Raw genomic sequence first — 15,358 nt, 5'->3', positions numbered from 1 at the left:
TTTGTTATGCACTCAATCTACCCGGCATAACCTTTACTACAGGGATAACGTTCAATGAATAAGTATTGGTTGTCAGGAGTTTTTTTTCTTGCTTATGGACTAGCATCACCCGCGTTCTCTTCTGATACTGCAACATTAACCATCAATGGCAGGATTAGTTCCCCTACATGCAGTATGGATGTTGTTAATAATCATCTTCAGCAACGTTGTGGGCGGTTGGTACAACGAGTTGAAACCAACTATCGCGCTTCTTTTACTGCAAAAGGCGTTACGACAGAAGTGGTTGCTGTGGGTAATAATGACAAACGCAAAATCGTGTTAAATCGTTACGATTAATTTGGCAACACCGTTTTAAGCATATTTAGAAAGCCAAAATCATTCTCGTGAATGATTTTGGCTTTTTTATTTATTTAATAAATGTTATTTACGGTAATTTGCGGTAATTAATCAGTTTCAAAAATGTTTGTTATAGCGAATTATTTGTTGTAATTATATTGCATTAGTTAATTTGTTTTAAATCAACAAAACAATATGTTTACATTGCGGCAACCTTTTTGGTGTGAGAAATTTGTTTCCAAGAGATACAGACTCTTAACAAAACAAAATAAACTTATTAAGGAATGCATCATGAAAAATTCAATTATTGCTGCCGCTGTCTTATCCTCTGTATTTATGAGTGCTGGTATTTTCGCTGCTGAAGTAGATACCGGAACTTTAACCATTAAAGGTAATATTGCTGAATCTCCATGTACATTTGTCGCTGGTGGTGATTCAGTCAGTATTAATATGCCGACTGTACCAACCACTGTATTTGATGGTAAAGCGAAATATTCAACTTATGATAACGCGGTTGGTGTAACCAGCAGTATGCTGAAAATTTCTTGTCCGAAGACTATTGATGGCGTAAAACTTTCATTGATCACCAACGAGAAAATTCTTGGTAATGATAAGGCGATATCCAGTAGTAATGACACCGTTGGATACTATCTCTATTTGGGTGATAGTAGTGACGTACTGGATATTTCCGCACCGTTTAATATTGAAAGTTATAAAACTGCTGATGGACAATATGCCATACCGTTTAAGGCAAAATATCTGAAGTTGACTGACAGTAGTGTTGCATCTGGTACTGTTAACTCTTCATTGGTTATGCGTGTTGCCCAGGATTAAACATTTAAAATAATCATCTTATTTTTTCAGCAAATTAAAATGGCCGCCATGTTCATGGCGGTCAGCATAAATATAAGAGGCATTAAGATGAAAGGATTATTATCTTTACTCATCTCTTCTATGATATTTCCGGCGCATGCCGGAATGGTTATTTTCGGGACACGTATCATTTACCCGGCAGAGCAGAAAGAAGTCATGGTACAACTGATGAATCAGGGAAACCGCTCTTCGCTGGTGCAGACGTGGATTGATGATGGTGACACGTCTCTGCCGCCAGAAAAGATCCAGGTTCCTTTCATGTTAACGCCACCAGTAGTGAAAGTAGCGGCCAATTCTGGGCAACAAATAAAAATTAAAATCATGCCTAATAAATTACCTGTTAATAAGGAGAGTATTTTCTATCTAAACGTTCTGGATATTCCACCGAATAGCCCAGAAGATGAAGGAAAGAATGCGTTAAAATTTGCCATGCAAAATAGAATCAAGTTGTTTTACCGGCCTGCAGGTGTAGCTCCAGTAAATAAAACAACTTTTAAAAAACTGCGAGTGAGTCGTAGCGGTAATAACGTAGTCATAAAAAATGACTCGCCAAATTGGGTAACGATTTCTGACGTTAAGGCTAATAACGTCAAAGTGAATTATGAAACTATCATGATTGCACCACTAGAAAGTCAGAATGTCAGTGTAAAAAATAATAATACGGATGGTTGGCAACTGACCATTATCGATGATCACGGCAACTATATTAGTGACAAAATTTAATTGCAGGAGCTTCCTATGTTGAGAATGACCCCGCTTGCATCAGCAATAGTCGCGTTATTGCTCGGCATTGAAGCACATGCAACAGAAGAAACCTTTGACACCCATTTTATGATGGGAGGAATGAAAGGTGAGCAAGTAACAAATTTGCGTCTTGATGATAATCAGCCTTTACCCGGCCAGTATGACATTGATATTTATGTCAATAAGCAATGGCGTGGAAAATATGAGATTATCGTAAAAGATAATCCAGATGAAACTTGCCTGACGCGTGAAATTGTCAAGCGGTTAGGTATAAATAGCGATAATTTCGCACGCGACAAACAATGTTTAACATTTGAGCAACTTGTACAGGGTGGAAGCTACGCCTGGGATATTGGAATTTTTCGTTTGGATCTTGCTGTCCCGCAAGCCTGGGTCGAAGAACTGGAAAATGGTTACGTTCCGCCAGAAAACTGGGAACGGGGAATTAATGCATTTTATACGTCTTATTATGTAAGTCAGTATTACAGTGACTATAAAGCCTCGGGTAATAGTAAGAGTACCTATGTGCGTTTTAACAGTGGGCTAAATTTGCTGGGATGGCAGCTGCATTCTGATGCCAGTTTTAGCAAAACGGATAATAATCCAGGGGAGTGGAAAAGCAACACACTGTATCTGGAGCGTGGATTTTCTCAAATTTTCGGTACGCTGCGTATTGGTGATATGTACACGTCAGCCGATATATTTGATTCCGTTCGCTTCAGCGGGGTTCGGTTATTTCGTGATATGCAGATGTTGCCTAACTCGAGGCAAAATTTTACCCCACGGGTACAGGGGATTGCCCAGAGTAACGCGTTGGTAACTATTGAACAGAACGGTTTTGTCGTTTATCAGAAAGAGGTTCCACCAGGCCCGTTTTCGATTAGTGATTTGCAGTTAGCGGGCGGAGGTGCGGATCTTGATGTGAGTGTTAAGGAAGCCGATGGTTCAGTTACTACATATCTGGTGCCTTATGCGGCAGTACCTAATATGCTGCAACCTGGCGTATCAAAATATGATTTTGCAGCGGGCCGTAGTCATATTGAAGGTGCGAGCAAGCAAAGTAATTTTGTCCAGGCAGGTTATCAGTATGGTTTTAATAATTTATTGACGCTGTATGGCGGCACGATGGTTGCTAATAATTACTATGCGTTTACCCTCGGAACAGGTTGGAACACGCGCATTGGCGCAATTTCAGTCGATGCAACTAAATCGCACAGTAAACAAGACAATGGTGATGTGTTTGACGGGCAAAGTTATCAAATTGCCTACAACAAATTTGTGAGCCAAACGTCGACGCGTTTTGGTCTGGCGGCCTGGCGTTATTCGTCGCGTGATTACCGGACGTTTAACGATTATGTGTGGGCAAATAATAAAGATAATTATCGTCGTGATAAAAACGATGTCTATGACATTGCCGATTATTACCAGAATGATTTTGGTCGCAAAAATAGTTTTTCCGCCAATATGAGTCAGTCATTGCCAGAAGGCTGGGGATCTGTGTCATTAAGTACTTTATGGCGTGATTACTGGGGGCGCAGTGGCAGTAGTAAAGATTATCAACTGAGTTATTCCAATAACTGGCGGCGGATAAGCTATACCCTCGCGGCAAGTCAGGCGTATGACGAGAACCACGCCGAAGAGAAACGTTTTAATATTTTTATATCGATTCCCTTTGACTGGGGTGATGACGTTACGACGTCGCGGCGGCAAATATATATGTCTAACTCAACGACCTTTGATGATCAGGGTTTTTCCTCAAATAATACCGGATTATCGGGAACCGTTGGTAATCGCGATCAGTTTAACTATGGGATCAACTTGAGCCATCAACACCAGGGAAATGAAACGACAGCTGGAGCGAATTTAACCTGGAACGCGCCGGTGGCAACAGTGAATGGCAGCTATAGTCAGTCGAGTACTTATCGACAGGCTGGAGCCAGTGTTTCAGGGGGCATTGTCGCCTGGTCGGGTGGCGTTAATCTGGCGAACCGTCTTTCCGAAACGTTTGCTGTGATGAAGGCGCCAGGAATTAAAGATGCTTATGTCAATGGGCAAAAATATCGCACAACAAACCGTAATGGAGTGGTGGTATACGACGGAATGACACCTTATCGGGAAAATCACCTGATGCTGGATGTGTCGCAAAGCGATAGCGAAGCAGAATTGCGCGGTAACCGGAAAATTGCCGCACCTTATCGCGGCGCGGTTGTATTGGTTAATTTTGATACCGATCAGCGCAAGCCCTGGTTTATAAAAGCGTCAAGAGCGGATGGGCAACCATTAACGTTTGGTTATGAAGTCAATGATATCCACGGTCACAATATTGGTGTTGTCGGCCAGGGAAGTCAGATATTTATTCGCACTAATGACGTACCGCCATCGGTTAATGTGGCAATTGATAAGCAACAAGGGCTTTCATGCACAATCACCTTCGGTAAAGAGATTGATGAAAGTAGAAATTATATTTGCCAGTAATAGTCAGGTGGTTCTATGAAAATTCGTATAATGCTATTTATATTAATGATGATGGTTATCCCCGTGAGCTATGCGGCATGTTATGGTGAACTATCCGTGCAGCACAATTTGGTTGTTCAGGGGGATTTTGCACTTACTCAAACACAAACGGCGACATATGAGCATAATTTTAATGATTCGTCATGCGTGAGTACAAATACTATCACTCCCATGAGTCCGTCGGATATTATTGTTGGGCTTTATAACGATACCATTAAATTAAATTTACATTTTGAATGGACCAACAAAAACAACATCACGTTGTCAAATAACCAGACCAGTTTCACCAGTGGTTATTCGGTAACGGTGACACCTGCGACCAGTAATGCAAAAGTGAATGTTTCTGCGGGGGGCGGCGGTTCAGTGATGATTAATGGAGTCGCGACATTATCCAGTGCTTCTTCAACAACGCGTGGGAGTGCCGCAGTACAATTTTTACTGTGTTTATTAGGTGGGAAGTCATGGGATGCATGTGTAAATAGCTACAGAAATGCCTTGGCTCAAAATGCAGGTGTCTATTCCTTTAATCTGACATTGTCATACAACCCGTTAAACACAACCTGCAAACCTGATGATTTATTAATTACTTTAGAGAGTATACCTGTTTCACAACTACCAGAAGCTGGCAATAAAACATCAATTAACAGTAACAAAGGGAATATTGTTCTGCGTTGTAAAAATTTATTAGGCCAACAGAATCAAACATCACGGAAAATGCAGATGTATTTATCAAGTTCTGATTTGTTGGGCAGTAGTAACACGATCCTTAAAGGTGCGGAAGATAATGGTGTAGGATTTATTCTTGAAAGTAATGGTTCGCCAGTCACATTTTTAAATATCACTGACAGCAGTAAAGGATACACAAATTTAAAAGAAATTGCGGCGAAGTCAAAAATTACAGATACAACGGTCTCAATTCCGGTAACTGCCAGCTACTATGTTTATGATAAAAATAAAGTTAAATCTGGCGCACTGCAGGCAACCGCATTAATCAACGTGAAATACGACTAATAACAAGTAAGACGAGCAAGTGGCTAATAATAAAAAATAATAAGGTGTCTGCATTTCCCCCTCTCTCCGAGGGGGCTTTTTTTAGCGATGATAAAAAATCTCACCGTCGTAGGCTTTAATGATTTTTCCGTCGGTATCATTGATCAGCACATATGCACCGCCCATATAGGTCCAGTGGGTTCCGGCGTCAGGTGCGGGCAGGTTACGCAACTGCCACTGCTTAATGTTGTACTCATCGGTACGGTACATTTCTGGTACGGTGTCACCTGGTTTGAAATGCTTGAAGTCAGCAATGAAACTGCTTAACTCATACTTCGAAATTCCCGAGGCATTGGTCGAACCCGCGGTGGCTGGTGCGGCCCATGCTGCGCTGGTTATCAGCAAAAGCGCACCCAGCAACATCTTATTTTTTATGGTCATATACTCTCCACTTTGGGGATCAGTAAAATCAGTCGCATATCTTTCCTGCCATACAATATAACCGACAAGAGATATTTTGTTAGTGATCCCATGATTTCGTAAAAAGTGTAAATGAAAGGATGCAGCAAAAGCATCCTCATTGAGCGAGAAGTGAGCGGAATAAGCTGATTTAAGAATCATCCTGGGCTAAAGGGATAACGAAGCCCAGGTGTTTGTTTTATCTCATAATACCCATAAAACCATGCACTCCCATATACAACCCGACTAAACCAATTAACAGACTGGAAAAATAGGGGGCGCGTTTAGCGAGAGTGTTAAATCCGCTCCAGCGTTTTGCAACCTGCTGAACACTGATTGCTGCGCCAACGCCTACGGTGACCAGCGTTAATGCCAGGCCGATGCTGAAACTGACGACCAGCGTTGCTCCCAGCGTGAGGGCTTTCAACTGAATACAAATCAACAACACTGTTATTGCCGCAGGGCAGGGGATAAGCCCGCCGGTTAAGCCAAACAGCAAAATTTGCCAGTTGGTGACCTCTCTACCATCAAAGCGTCGTTTAATGTCACTGGCATGGGCCAGCGCATGAGCATCCTGATACTCGTCGCTCTGGTCATGTTCGTGATGATGAGCATGCTCGTGGTTGTGGTCGTGATGATGGTCATGATGGTGGTGCTCATGCATATTCTCCAGCCAGTTGCGTTCGCCGCGCCAGGTACGCCAGAACATCCAGAAAGCGGTGCCAATAATGATCACCGCGGAAATCAACTGAAGCCACGGCTCCGCTGACTGAGCAGTAAAGCGTTTGCTGATCACCATCCCACCAAAAGCAATCAACCAGACTACTGCCGTATGCGAAATGGTTGCCGCCAGTCCAAGCATCACCGCCTGTTTAATGGTGCCTTTAATGGCGATGATAAACGCCGCCATCATCGTTTTTGAGTGCCCTGGTTCCAGGCCATGAAGCGCACCAAGTAAGATGGCGCTAGGGATGAAGAACCAGGCGTTTCCTTGCTGAAGAAGAGTGGTAAATTCGGTCATGATAATAATTCTTAGTATTAATTCGGCAATCTGATTCTACTCCCCCCCAGTACCTGATACTACCCCCCAGTAGATTAATAGTGCTATGATTTTTCATGTTCTTGTTAACCAGGTGTTGCCATGTCTCATACAATCCGTGATAAACAGAAACTGAAAGCGCGTGCCAGTAAGATTCAGGGCCAGGTCGTGGCGCTCAAGAAAATGCTCGACGAACCGCATGAATGCGCTGCAGTTTTACAACAGATTGCTGCTATCCGTGGCGCGGTAAACGGTCTGATGCGGGAAGTGATTAAAGGTCATCTGACGGAACACATCGTTCACCAGGGGGATGAGCTAAAACGTGAAGAAGATCTGGATGTCGTTCTGAAGGTGCTGGATTCTTATATCAAATAATTTATTAACGCGATTGTAAAACTGCGGTTTTTCCTCGTTTACAACGCGTGCGCTGGACATTACCATCCTCCTCTGCGATTTATCATCGCAACCAAACGACTCGGGGTGCCCTTCCTTGTGAAGGCTGAGAAATACCCGTATCACCTGATCTGGATAATGCCAGCGTAGGGAAGTCACAGACCATCAGGTCATTGCTTCTTCACGTTATGGCAGGAGCAAACTATGCAAGTCGACCTGCTGAGTTCCGCGCAATCTGCGCACGCGTTACACCTCTTTTACCAACATTCCCCCCTTGTACACTGCATGACCAATGATGTGGTGCAAACCTTTACTGCCAATACCTTGCTGGCACTCGGTGCATCGCCAGCGATGGTTATCGAAGCCGAAGAGGCCAGTCAGTTTGCGGCCATCGCCAGTGCCTTGTTGATTAACGTTGGCACACTGACGCAGCCACGCGCGCAGGCGATGCGTGCCGCCGTTGAGCAGGCAACACGATCACAAACGCCCTGGACGCTTGATCCGGTTGCGGTTGGTGCGCTCGATTATCGCCGCCATTTTTGTCATGAACTTTTATCTTTTAAACCGGCAGCGATACGCGGTAATGCTTCGGAAATCATGGCATTAGCTGGCATTGCTAATGGCGGACGGGGAGTGGATACCACTGACGCCGCAGCTAACGCGTTGCCCGCTGCACAAACTCTGGCACGGGAAACTGGCGCAGTCGTCGTGGTCACTGGCGAAGTAGATTATGTTACCGATGGTCGTCGCACCGTTGGCATTCACGGCGGCGATCCGTTAATGACCAAAGTGGTAGGAACTGGCTGTGCATTATCGGCAGTCGTCGCCGCCAGTTGTGCATTACCGGGTGATATGCTGGAAAATGTCGCATCTACCTGTCACTGGATGAAACAAGCGGGAGAACGCGCAGTCGCCAGAAGCGAGGGGCCGGGTAGTTTTGTTCCACATTTCCTTGACGCGCTCTGGCAGCTGACGCAGGAGGTGCAGGCATGAAACGAATTAACGCTCTGACGATTGCCGGTACTGATCCGAGTGGTGGTGCGGGGATTCAGGCCGATCTTAAAACCTTCTCGGCACTTGGCGCTTATGGTTGCTCAGTTATTACTGCACTGGTGGCGCAAAATACCCGTGGCGTACAGTCGGTGTATCGCATTGAGCCTGATTTTGTCGCCGCCCAGCTCGATTCGGTGTTCAGCGATGTGCGAATCGACACCACTAAAATTGGTATGTTGGCGGAAACCGATATTGTTGAAGCGGTGGCAGAACGGCTGCAACGTTATCAGATCCAAAACGTGGTACTCGACACCGTTATGCTGGCAAAAAGTGGCGATCCGCTGCTTTCACCTTCGGCGGTTGCCACGCTGCGCGGTCGATTATTGCCACTGGTTTCATTAATAACGCCAAACTTGCCCGAAGCTGCCGCCTTGCTCGATGCGCCACACGCGCGTAACGAACAGGAAATGCTGGAACAGGGACGTGAATTATTGGCGATGGGCTGCGGTGCAGTGCTGATGAAAGGCGGTCATCTGGATGACGAGCAAAGCCCGGACTGGCTGTTTACCCGCGAAGGTGAACAACGGTTTACCGCACCGCGTATTATGACCAAAAACACCCACGGCACCGGTTGTACGCTCTCTGCGGCGCTGGCTGCACTAAGCCCGCGCCATACAAACTGGGCTGACACCGTACTGGAGGCAAAAAGCTGGCTTTCTGCGGCGTTAGCGCAGGCAGACACGCTGGAAGTTGGCCACGGGATTGGTCCGGTTCACCACTTTCACGCCTGGTGGTGAGCACCGTAGTATAGCTGCTTTGGCATTTTTCAGCTTTTTCGCGCTGAAATTCAGGGATGAAACCAATGCAGCTAAGAATCGCCAGTCGAAAAAAATTCACCGCTTTGATATGCGCTCTGGGGCTAATTTCCATCGTTGCGATTCATCCCCGTCAGACGGTGAATTTTTTCTATTCGACAGCAATTCAGATTAAAGACTACATCCACTTTTATGGTTATCGCCCGGTCAAATCTTTTGCTATTCGCATTCCTGCCAATTACACCATTCATGGTATTGATGTTTCACGCTGGCAGGAGCGGATCGACTGGCAGCGTGTCGCAAAAATGCGCGACAACGGTATCCGCTTACAGTTTGCTTTTATTAAGGCTACGGAAGGTGAAAAGCTGGTTGACCCGTATTTTTCGCGCAACTGGCAAAGAAGCCGTGAAAATGGCCTGCTGCGTGGGGCGTATCACTATTTTTCTCCGTCGGTATCCGCTTCAGTTCAGGCAAGATTATTTCTGCAAACGGTGGATTTTGCCCACGGCGATTTCCCTGCCGTGCTGGACGTAGAAGAGCGAGGAAAATTATCGGCAAAAGAATTACGCAAGCGGGTAAGTCAGTGGCTAAAAATGGTCGAAAAAAGCACGGGAAAAAAGCCGATTATTTACTCCGGAGCCGTGTTTTATCACACGAACCTGGCGGGGTATTTCAATGAGTATCCGTGGTGGGTAGCGCACTACTACCAACGTCGCCCGGACAATGACGGCATGGCCTGGCGCTTCTGGCAGCATTCCGACCGTGGACAGGTAGATGGCATTAATGGTCCGGTGGATTTTAATGTGTTTAATGGCAAGGCGGAGGAGTTGCAGGCTTTCGTTGATGGCATTAAAGAAACGCCTTAAATAACCAGCAGTGATATACTCCTACCAGACTCCCCGGCAGGAAAAAGACAAATGGAACAAGCGCATACCCAGCTTATCGCTCAACTGAATGAGCGTATTTTAGCGGCGGACAACACGCCGCTTTATATTAAGTTTGCCGAAACGGTAAAAAATGCCGTGCGCAGCGGGGTGCTGGAACATGGCAATATTTTACCCGGCGAGCGTGATTTAAGTCAGTTAACCGGCGTTTCACGTATTACGGTGCGCAAGGCGATGCAGGCGCTGGAAGAAGAGGGCGTGGTGACGCGTTCGCGTGGCTACGGCACGCAGATCAACAACATCTTTGAATACTCGTTGAAAGAAGCGCGAGGATTTTCTCAACAGGTGGTGTTGCGCGGGAAAAAGCCCGATACGCTATGGGTTAACAAGCGTGTCGTGAAATGTCCTGAAGAAGTCGCACAGCAGCTGGCGGTCGAAGCGGGCAGTGATGTCTTTTTATTGAAGCGTATTCGTTATGTCGATGAAGACGCGGTATCCATTGAGGAATCGTGGGTTCCGGCGCATTTAATTCATGATGTTGATGCCATCGGGATTTCTCTTTATGACTACTTCCGCAGTCAGCATATTTTTCCTAAGCGTACCCGTTCCCGCGTTAGCGCCCGGATGCCGGATGCCGAGTTTCAGTCACATATTCAGTTAGATAGCAAAATACCGGTGCTGGTGATCAAGCAAGTGGCGCTTGACCAACAGCAACGGCCTATTGAGTACAGCATCAGCCACTGTCGCAGCGATCTATACGTTTTTGTGTGCGAGGAGTAGTTCCTCGCGCGTTGGCGCACAATCACCGCCGCGATGCCCGACAACCCACGACGCCACTGCATTGCCCAGTAATACGGCATCCGCCAGTGGCAGACCAGAGGCCAGCCCGGCAAGTACGCCACCTGCATGGCTATCACCTGCGCCAATGGTGTCTACAACTTGCGTTGGATATGCCGGAACGCAGCCAGAAGCGTTGTTGCTGAAATACCAGGCACCTTCTTTATCGAGACGGACGATCAACGGCGCGACAAATTTCTCCTGCCATTGCTTGCCAAGCGTTGTTATCTCTGCGGATAAAGCAAAACGTTCGGCGGCAATCTCAGCCTCTTGACGATTGAGTGACACTAAAGGTCGACAGGCCATGATCCGCGCAAGTAATGCATCCGGGATATCGCCAATACGTGGGCCAAAATCGATAAACGGCGTCACGTTTTTCAGCCCTTCCAGCCATTCCACTAACAATTCGCCGCAGGGCGAGGCCAGTTGATAACCGGAAAAATAGAGCAGGCTGCCAGGCGCAACTGTTAATCGCGCCAGCCATTGGCGATTCCACTGATTTTCCACACCACTGAACGACATAAACGTGCGTTCACCATCCGGCTCAACCAGTGCCAGACACCATCCGTTATCGCCTTCGGCGTTATCGATCAGGCTGATTAACCCCTCTTTCGCCATCCGGTTGCGAATAATCTCCGCCCACACCCCCTGACCGAGCGGCAAGGCGTTACCCGCTTCGATGCCGAGGCGCTTTAACGCCACGGCAATATTCAGTGCGCAGCCGCCAACGTTAACGCTCTGCTGTTTCAGTTCGATATCGCACCCACGCCAGGGCAGGGCGTAAGCGTCGGCGATCACATCAATGACCGCCGCGCCAATCACCATAACCGGCTGACGCGTGGTTAATTCAGGCAGCAGCGTGTGTAATCGAGCGCCGCTCATACCGCCTCCCGTTGTTGACGATATTTCGCCAGCGCTGTGGCATAGCGGTTGAAATCAAGCTGATTTACCGCATCCAGTTCCGCCTTTAATGCAGGATCGATAGCGTTAACGCCATGCAACGCGCCGCAAATTGCCGTCGCCATAGCACCGATGGTGTCTGTGTCGCCGCCAAGGTTAGCGCACAGGACGGCGCAACGGTTCGGGTCGGTTTGTGCCAGTTCAACCAGCGCAATGGCGCATGGCACGGACTCAATGGTGCTGGTGCCTGCGCCAACGACCTGGTAAAGCTGTTCGCTGGCGGATTCGGTGCCGTCGGCATTGCGCACAATTTTCAGCGCAATCTCCAGACGTGCCGCCAGTGAGGCGCTGAAGGTAGTGATGCGTTTTTGTTGAGCATGTCGCGCAATCGAGGGTAGAGAATCAACAATCGCTGACCAGCTTTCGCCGTCAATGGCACGAGAAATCGCCCATGCAATAACCACCGCCCCCGCAATCGCCAGATCGGATTTATGGGTCGGGCTGGACGCTAGCGCCACATCATCAATAAAGGAATCAACATCACGCGCCGGAAGTAAACACCCCAATGGTGAGACGCGCATCGCTGCGCCGTTAGTCACGCCGTTGTTTTCCAGTTCAGCAACGGGTTTACCGTCGCGAATGGCGTTAAGCGCAATCTTCGAGGTTGGGCCAAGCACGTTTTTGTTAAAGGCGTCGAAACGCAGCGCCCAGTTGAGAATATTACGCCCAATCAGATCCGGGTCGATCTCGCCTTCACGTTCCAGCAACGCATCCGCCAGACACAGCGCCATCGAGGTATCGTCGGTGAATTCGGCGCGGTTAAAATAACAGGCCGCGTTATTCTCCTTTGGTCCAGGCAGAAAACGGTCAATCCAGCCAAAGTGTGCTTTAACGCGGCTGCGTGGCCAAAGCTCAGAGGGCATCCCCATCGCATCCCCTAACGCCTGCCCGTAAAGAGCACCGAGAATACGTTCTGTTTTCATTTAACTTCCCCTTGTGTCAACGCAATATCGCGATCATCGACCTTGATAGCCGTAATTTCGCTGTCGGATTCGCGGAAAAAAATCATGAACAGCACGGCGATAATGGCAATCATCACCGCGCCAAAAGTCCACATCCCGGCCCAGTTGAAGGTCAGCCCGTTTACCGGTTCCTGATAAGCAAACATCTTCTCCATTATCACGCCGCCAAGACGATAACCGAGCAAACTGCCGAAGCCCTGGCAGCAGAGCGTAATCAGCCCCTGCGCGGCGGTACGCATATGCACGGGCGCTTTTTTATCGACATAGATGTAGGCGGTAACGTAGTAAAAATCGTAGCTTACGCCGTGCAGCAAAATGCCGAGGAACAGTAACGCGTAGGTAAAATATTCATCCGCGCTGCCATAAATAAAGAAGCCATAGCGGATCGCGGCGGTGACCAGACCAAGCAATAATACCTTTTTGATACCAAAGCGTTTAGTGAAAAACGGCAATGCCAGCATAAAGAAGATTTCAGAGAACTGGCCGAGCGTCATCCAGCCAGTGGCGTTTTTCATGCCGACTTCAGTCAGATAACCGTTGGCAAAGATGTAATAGAACGCCAGTGGCATCGCAAACAGGAATGAGCAGAAGAAAAAGACGAGGAAATTTTTATCGCGCAGCAGGATCAGCGCATCCAGGCCGAGCATGACTTTAATGTCCATTTTGCCGGTGCTTTTTGGCGGAGTGTCTGGCAGGAATAAGGCAAACGCACCGAGCAATGCGGAGCTTCCTGCGGTAATTAACAGCGGAATATTGGTCGGTGAGATATCGTCATATCCCAGCATCTGAGGCAAGAATCCGCAGACCAGGCCAGAGGCAATCCAGCCGATAGTCCCCAGTACGCGAATGCGCGGAAAATCACGCTCCACATCCGGCACGTTGGCAAACGCGATGCTGTTAGTCAGCGCAATGGTCGGCATATAAGTTAGCGAGTAGGCCAGCAGTAACGGGAAGAACCCGGCAAAGGTGGTCTGTTGCGCGGCAAAATACATCAGCACCGCACCGGCGAACATCAATACAGCCAGCACTTTCTGCGCCGAGAAAAAGCGGTCAGTGATGGAGCCAACCAGAATAGGCGACAGGATCGCCGCAATGGCGGTACATGCATAGGACCAGCCAATTTCTCCGGCACTGAAACCGCTTTTACTTAGCCACAGCCACAATGGCACAAACCACGCGCCCCAGATAAACCATTCAACAAACATCATGAACGACAGCTTTGCTGTTGTTTTCATCTTTTAATTCCTTCATGACAGGTAATGTAAGGTACGCGCTGACAATACCACTTAACAATACCTTTTAAATACCTTTGCGGTGAAAACTTGACCGCTGTAACACTTTTTCTGATGAATCGTGCCAACAGAAAACGCTGAAAAAACATCCAAAAGATGGCAAAACCAGCCCGTAACGACCAGGATTATGATTGCCCGCAAAAGGTGGGCCAGGACAATCCATAGCCGATATCCAATCGGAATTTACGGGAGCATAGTAATGACAGATATTGCGCAGTTGCTTGGCAAAGACGCCGACAACCTTTTACAGCACCGTTGTATGACTATTCCTTCTGACCAGCTTTATCTCCCCGGACATGATTACGTAGACCGCGTGATTATTGACAATAATCGTCCGCCAGCGGTGTTACGTAATATGCAGACGCTCTACAACACCGGGCGTCTGGCCGGCACAGGATACCTTTCTATTCTGCCGGTTGACCAGGGCGTCGAGCACTCTGCCGGAGCTTCATTTGCCGCTAACCCGCTCTACTTTGATCCGAAGAACATTGTGGAACTGGCGATCGAAGCGGGCTGCAACTGTGTGGCGTCGACCTACGGCGTGCTGGCATCGGTATCGCGGCGTTATGCGCACCGCATTCCATTCCTCGTCAAACTTAATCACAACGAGACGCTAAGTTACCCGAACACCTACGATCAAACGCTGTATGCCAGCGTGGAGCAGGCGTTCAACATGGGCGCGGTGGCGGTTGGTGCGACTATCTATTTTGGCTCGGAAGAGTCACGTCGCCAGATTGAAGAAATTTCTGCGGCCTTTGAACGTGCGCACGAGCTGGGCATGGTGACAGTGCTGTGGGCCTATTTGCGTAACTCCGCCTTTAAGAAAGATGGCGTTGATTACCATGTTTCCGCCGACCTGACTGGTCAGGCGAACCATCTGGCGGCGACCATCGGTGCAGATATCGTCAAACAAAAAATGGCGGAAAATAACGGCGGCTATAAAGCGATTAATTACGGTTATACCGACGATCGCGTGTACAGCAAGCTGACCAGTGAAAACCCGATTGATCTGGTGCGTTATCAGTTAGCTAACTGCTATATGGGGCGTGCAGGGCTGATTAACTCCGGCGGTGCTGCAGGCGGTGAAACCGACCTTAGTGATGCGGTGCGTACTGCGGTCATCAACAAACGCGCAGGCGGAATGGGGCTGATTCTTGGACGTAAAGCGTTCAAGAAATCGATGGCCGACGGCGTGAAACTGATTAACGCCGTGCAGGACGTTTATCTCGATAGCAAAATTACTATCGCCTGATGTGCTTCATACGAA

16 protein-coding genes and 1 riboswitch are annotated in these 15,358 nt (G+C 47.8%); of the genes, 11 read left to right on the top strand and 5 right to left on the bottom strand.

Annotation, left to right across the window (positions count from 1 at the left end):
• Nucleotides 1-54: 54 nt before the first annotated feature.
• The 5 genes from FEK46_RS10070 to FEK46_RS10050 all read left to right on the top strand — a co-directional run bounded on the left by FEK46_RS10070 (nt 55) and on the right by FEK46_RS10050 (nt 5,478).
• Nucleotides 55-336: a DUF2574 family protein gene (locus FEK46_RS10070; RefSeq protein WP_135559400.1), complete on the top strand. Its 282-nt coding sequence runs from the start codon at nt 55-57 to the stop codon at nt 334-336.
• A 291-nt stretch (nt 337-627) separates the two neighbouring features.
• A complete protein-coding gene (locus tag FEK46_RS10065) occupies nt 628-1,170 on the top strand; it encodes a fimbrial protein (protein WP_130206998.1) in 543 nt (180 codons plus the stop codon).
• A gap of 87 nt (nt 1,171-1,257) precedes the next feature.
• Nucleotides 1,258-1,932 (top strand): fimbria/pilus periplasmic chaperone, encoded by a 675-nt coding sequence (locus FEK46_RS10060; RefSeq protein ID WP_130260038.1) that lies wholly within the window; start codon nt 1,258-1,260, stop codon nt 1,930-1,932.
• Nucleotides 1,933-1,947: 15 nt separating this feature from the next.
• Complete coding sequence (locus FEK46_RS10055) at nt 1,948-4,428, top strand: fimbrial biogenesis outer membrane usher protein (protein WP_135559401.1); 2,481 nt, start codon at nt 1,948-1,950, stop codon at nt 4,426-4,428.
• A 15-nt stretch (nt 4,429-4,443) separates the two neighbouring features.
• A complete protein-coding gene (locus tag FEK46_RS10050) occupies nt 4,444-5,478 on the top strand; it encodes a putative fimbrial-like adhesin protein (RefSeq protein ID WP_135407320.1) in 1,035 nt (344 codons plus the stop codon).
• Nucleotides 5,479-5,559: 81 nt separating this feature from the next.
• Here the strand turns inward: FEK46_RS10050 and rcnB are convergent, their stop codons facing one another.
• Nucleotides 5,560-5,898, bottom strand: coding sequence for a Ni(II)/Co(II) efflux transporter accessory subunit RcnB (rcnB, locus tag FEK46_RS10045; RefSeq protein WP_131161432.1), 339 nt, complete (start codon nt 5,896-5,898; stop codon nt 5,560-5,562).
• Between the two features lie 217 nt (nt 5,899-6,115).
• Complete coding sequence (locus FEK46_RS10040; RefSeq protein ID WP_135559402.1) at nt 6,116-6,937, bottom strand: nickel/cobalt efflux protein RcnA; 822 nt, start codon at nt 6,935-6,937, stop codon at nt 6,116-6,118.
• A 120-nt stretch (nt 6,938-7,057) separates the two neighbouring features.
• Between FEK46_RS10040 and rcnR the strand changes: the two genes are divergently transcribed.
• From rcnR to FEK46_RS10015, 5 genes are all read left to right on the top strand, one after another.
• A complete protein-coding gene (gene rcnR / locus FEK46_RS10035) occupies nt 7,058-7,330 on the top strand; it encodes a Ni(II)/Co(II)-binding transcriptional repressor RcnR (protein WP_000019944.1) in 273 nt (90 codons plus the stop codon).
• A 91-nt stretch (nt 7,331-7,421) separates the two neighbouring features.
• A riboswitch (TPP riboswitch) is annotated at nt 7,422-7,518 on the top strand.
• Nucleotides 7,519-7,552: 34 nt separating this feature from the next.
• Complete coding sequence (gene thiM / locus FEK46_RS10030) at nt 7,553-8,341, top strand: hydroxyethylthiazole kinase (RefSeq protein ID WP_135559403.1); 789 nt, start codon at nt 7,553-7,555, stop codon at nt 8,339-8,341.
• Nucleotides 8,338-9,138: a bifunctional hydroxymethylpyrimidine kinase/phosphomethylpyrimidine kinase gene (gene thiD, locus FEK46_RS10025; protein ID WP_130206984.1), complete on the top strand. Its 801-nt coding sequence runs from the start codon at nt 8,338-8,340 to the stop codon at nt 9,136-9,138. Before thiM ends, thiD begins: the two co-directional genes overlap by 4 nt.
• A 65-nt stretch (nt 9,139-9,203) precedes the next feature.
• On the top strand, nt 9,204-10,022 hold the full coding sequence (locus FEK46_RS10020; RefSeq protein WP_130206982.1) for a glycoside hydrolase family 25 protein: 819 nt from the start codon (nt 9,204-9,206) through the stop codon (nt 10,020-10,022).
• A gap of 51 nt (nt 10,023-10,073) precedes the next feature.
• Nucleotides 10,074-10,820 (top strand): GntR family transcriptional regulator, encoded by a 747-nt coding sequence (locus tag FEK46_RS10015; RefSeq protein WP_115424782.1) that lies wholly within the window; start codon nt 10,074-10,076, stop codon nt 10,818-10,820.
• Here FEK46_RS10015 and FEK46_RS10010 read toward each other — a convergent pair.
• Genes FEK46_RS10010 through FEK46_RS10000 form a run of 3 tightly spaced genes read right to left on the bottom strand, consistent with a single transcriptional unit; the run spans nt 10,794 to nt 14,034 of the window.
• Nucleotides 10,794-11,759 carry a carbohydrate kinase family protein gene (locus tag FEK46_RS10010; protein WP_130260031.1) on the bottom strand — a complete coding sequence of 322 codons (966 nt, stop codon included), beginning with the start codon at nt 11,757-11,759 and terminating at the stop codon, nt 10,794-10,796. The genes FEK46_RS10015 and FEK46_RS10010 overlap by 27 nt on opposite strands.
• The gene (locus FEK46_RS10005; protein ID WP_131161427.1) at nt 11,756-12,760 is read right to left on the bottom strand and encodes an ADP-ribosylglycohydrolase family protein; all 1,005 of its coding nucleotides are present in this window, start codon (nt 12,758-12,760) and stop codon (nt 11,756-11,758) included. Before FEK46_RS10005 ends, FEK46_RS10010 begins: the two co-directional genes overlap by 4 nt.
• Entirely contained in the window at nt 12,757-14,034 is a 1,278-nt protein-coding gene (locus FEK46_RS10000; RefSeq protein ID WP_135559404.1) for a nucleoside permease, read from the bottom strand. The genes FEK46_RS10005 and FEK46_RS10000 overlap by 4 nt, the downstream gene beginning before the upstream one ends.
• 256 nt (nt 14,035-14,290) lie before the next feature.
• On the opposite strand from FEK46_RS10000, the gene fbaB reads away from it, so the two are divergent.
• Entirely contained in the window at nt 14,291-15,343 is a 1,053-nt protein-coding gene (gene fbaB, locus FEK46_RS09995) for a class I fructose-bisphosphate aldolase (protein ID WP_135559405.1), read from the top strand.
• The last annotated feature ends 15 nt before the right edge of the window (nt 15,344-15,358 follow it).

The sequence above is a fragment of the Escherichia sp. E4736 genome (assembly GCF_005781225.1).
Taxonomy (GTDB): Bacteria; Pseudomonadota; Gammaproteobacteria; order Enterobacterales; family Enterobacteriaceae; genus Escherichia.
Note: the sequence above shows the minus strand (reverse complement) of the source record. Positions and strands in the feature narration are given on the sequence as shown.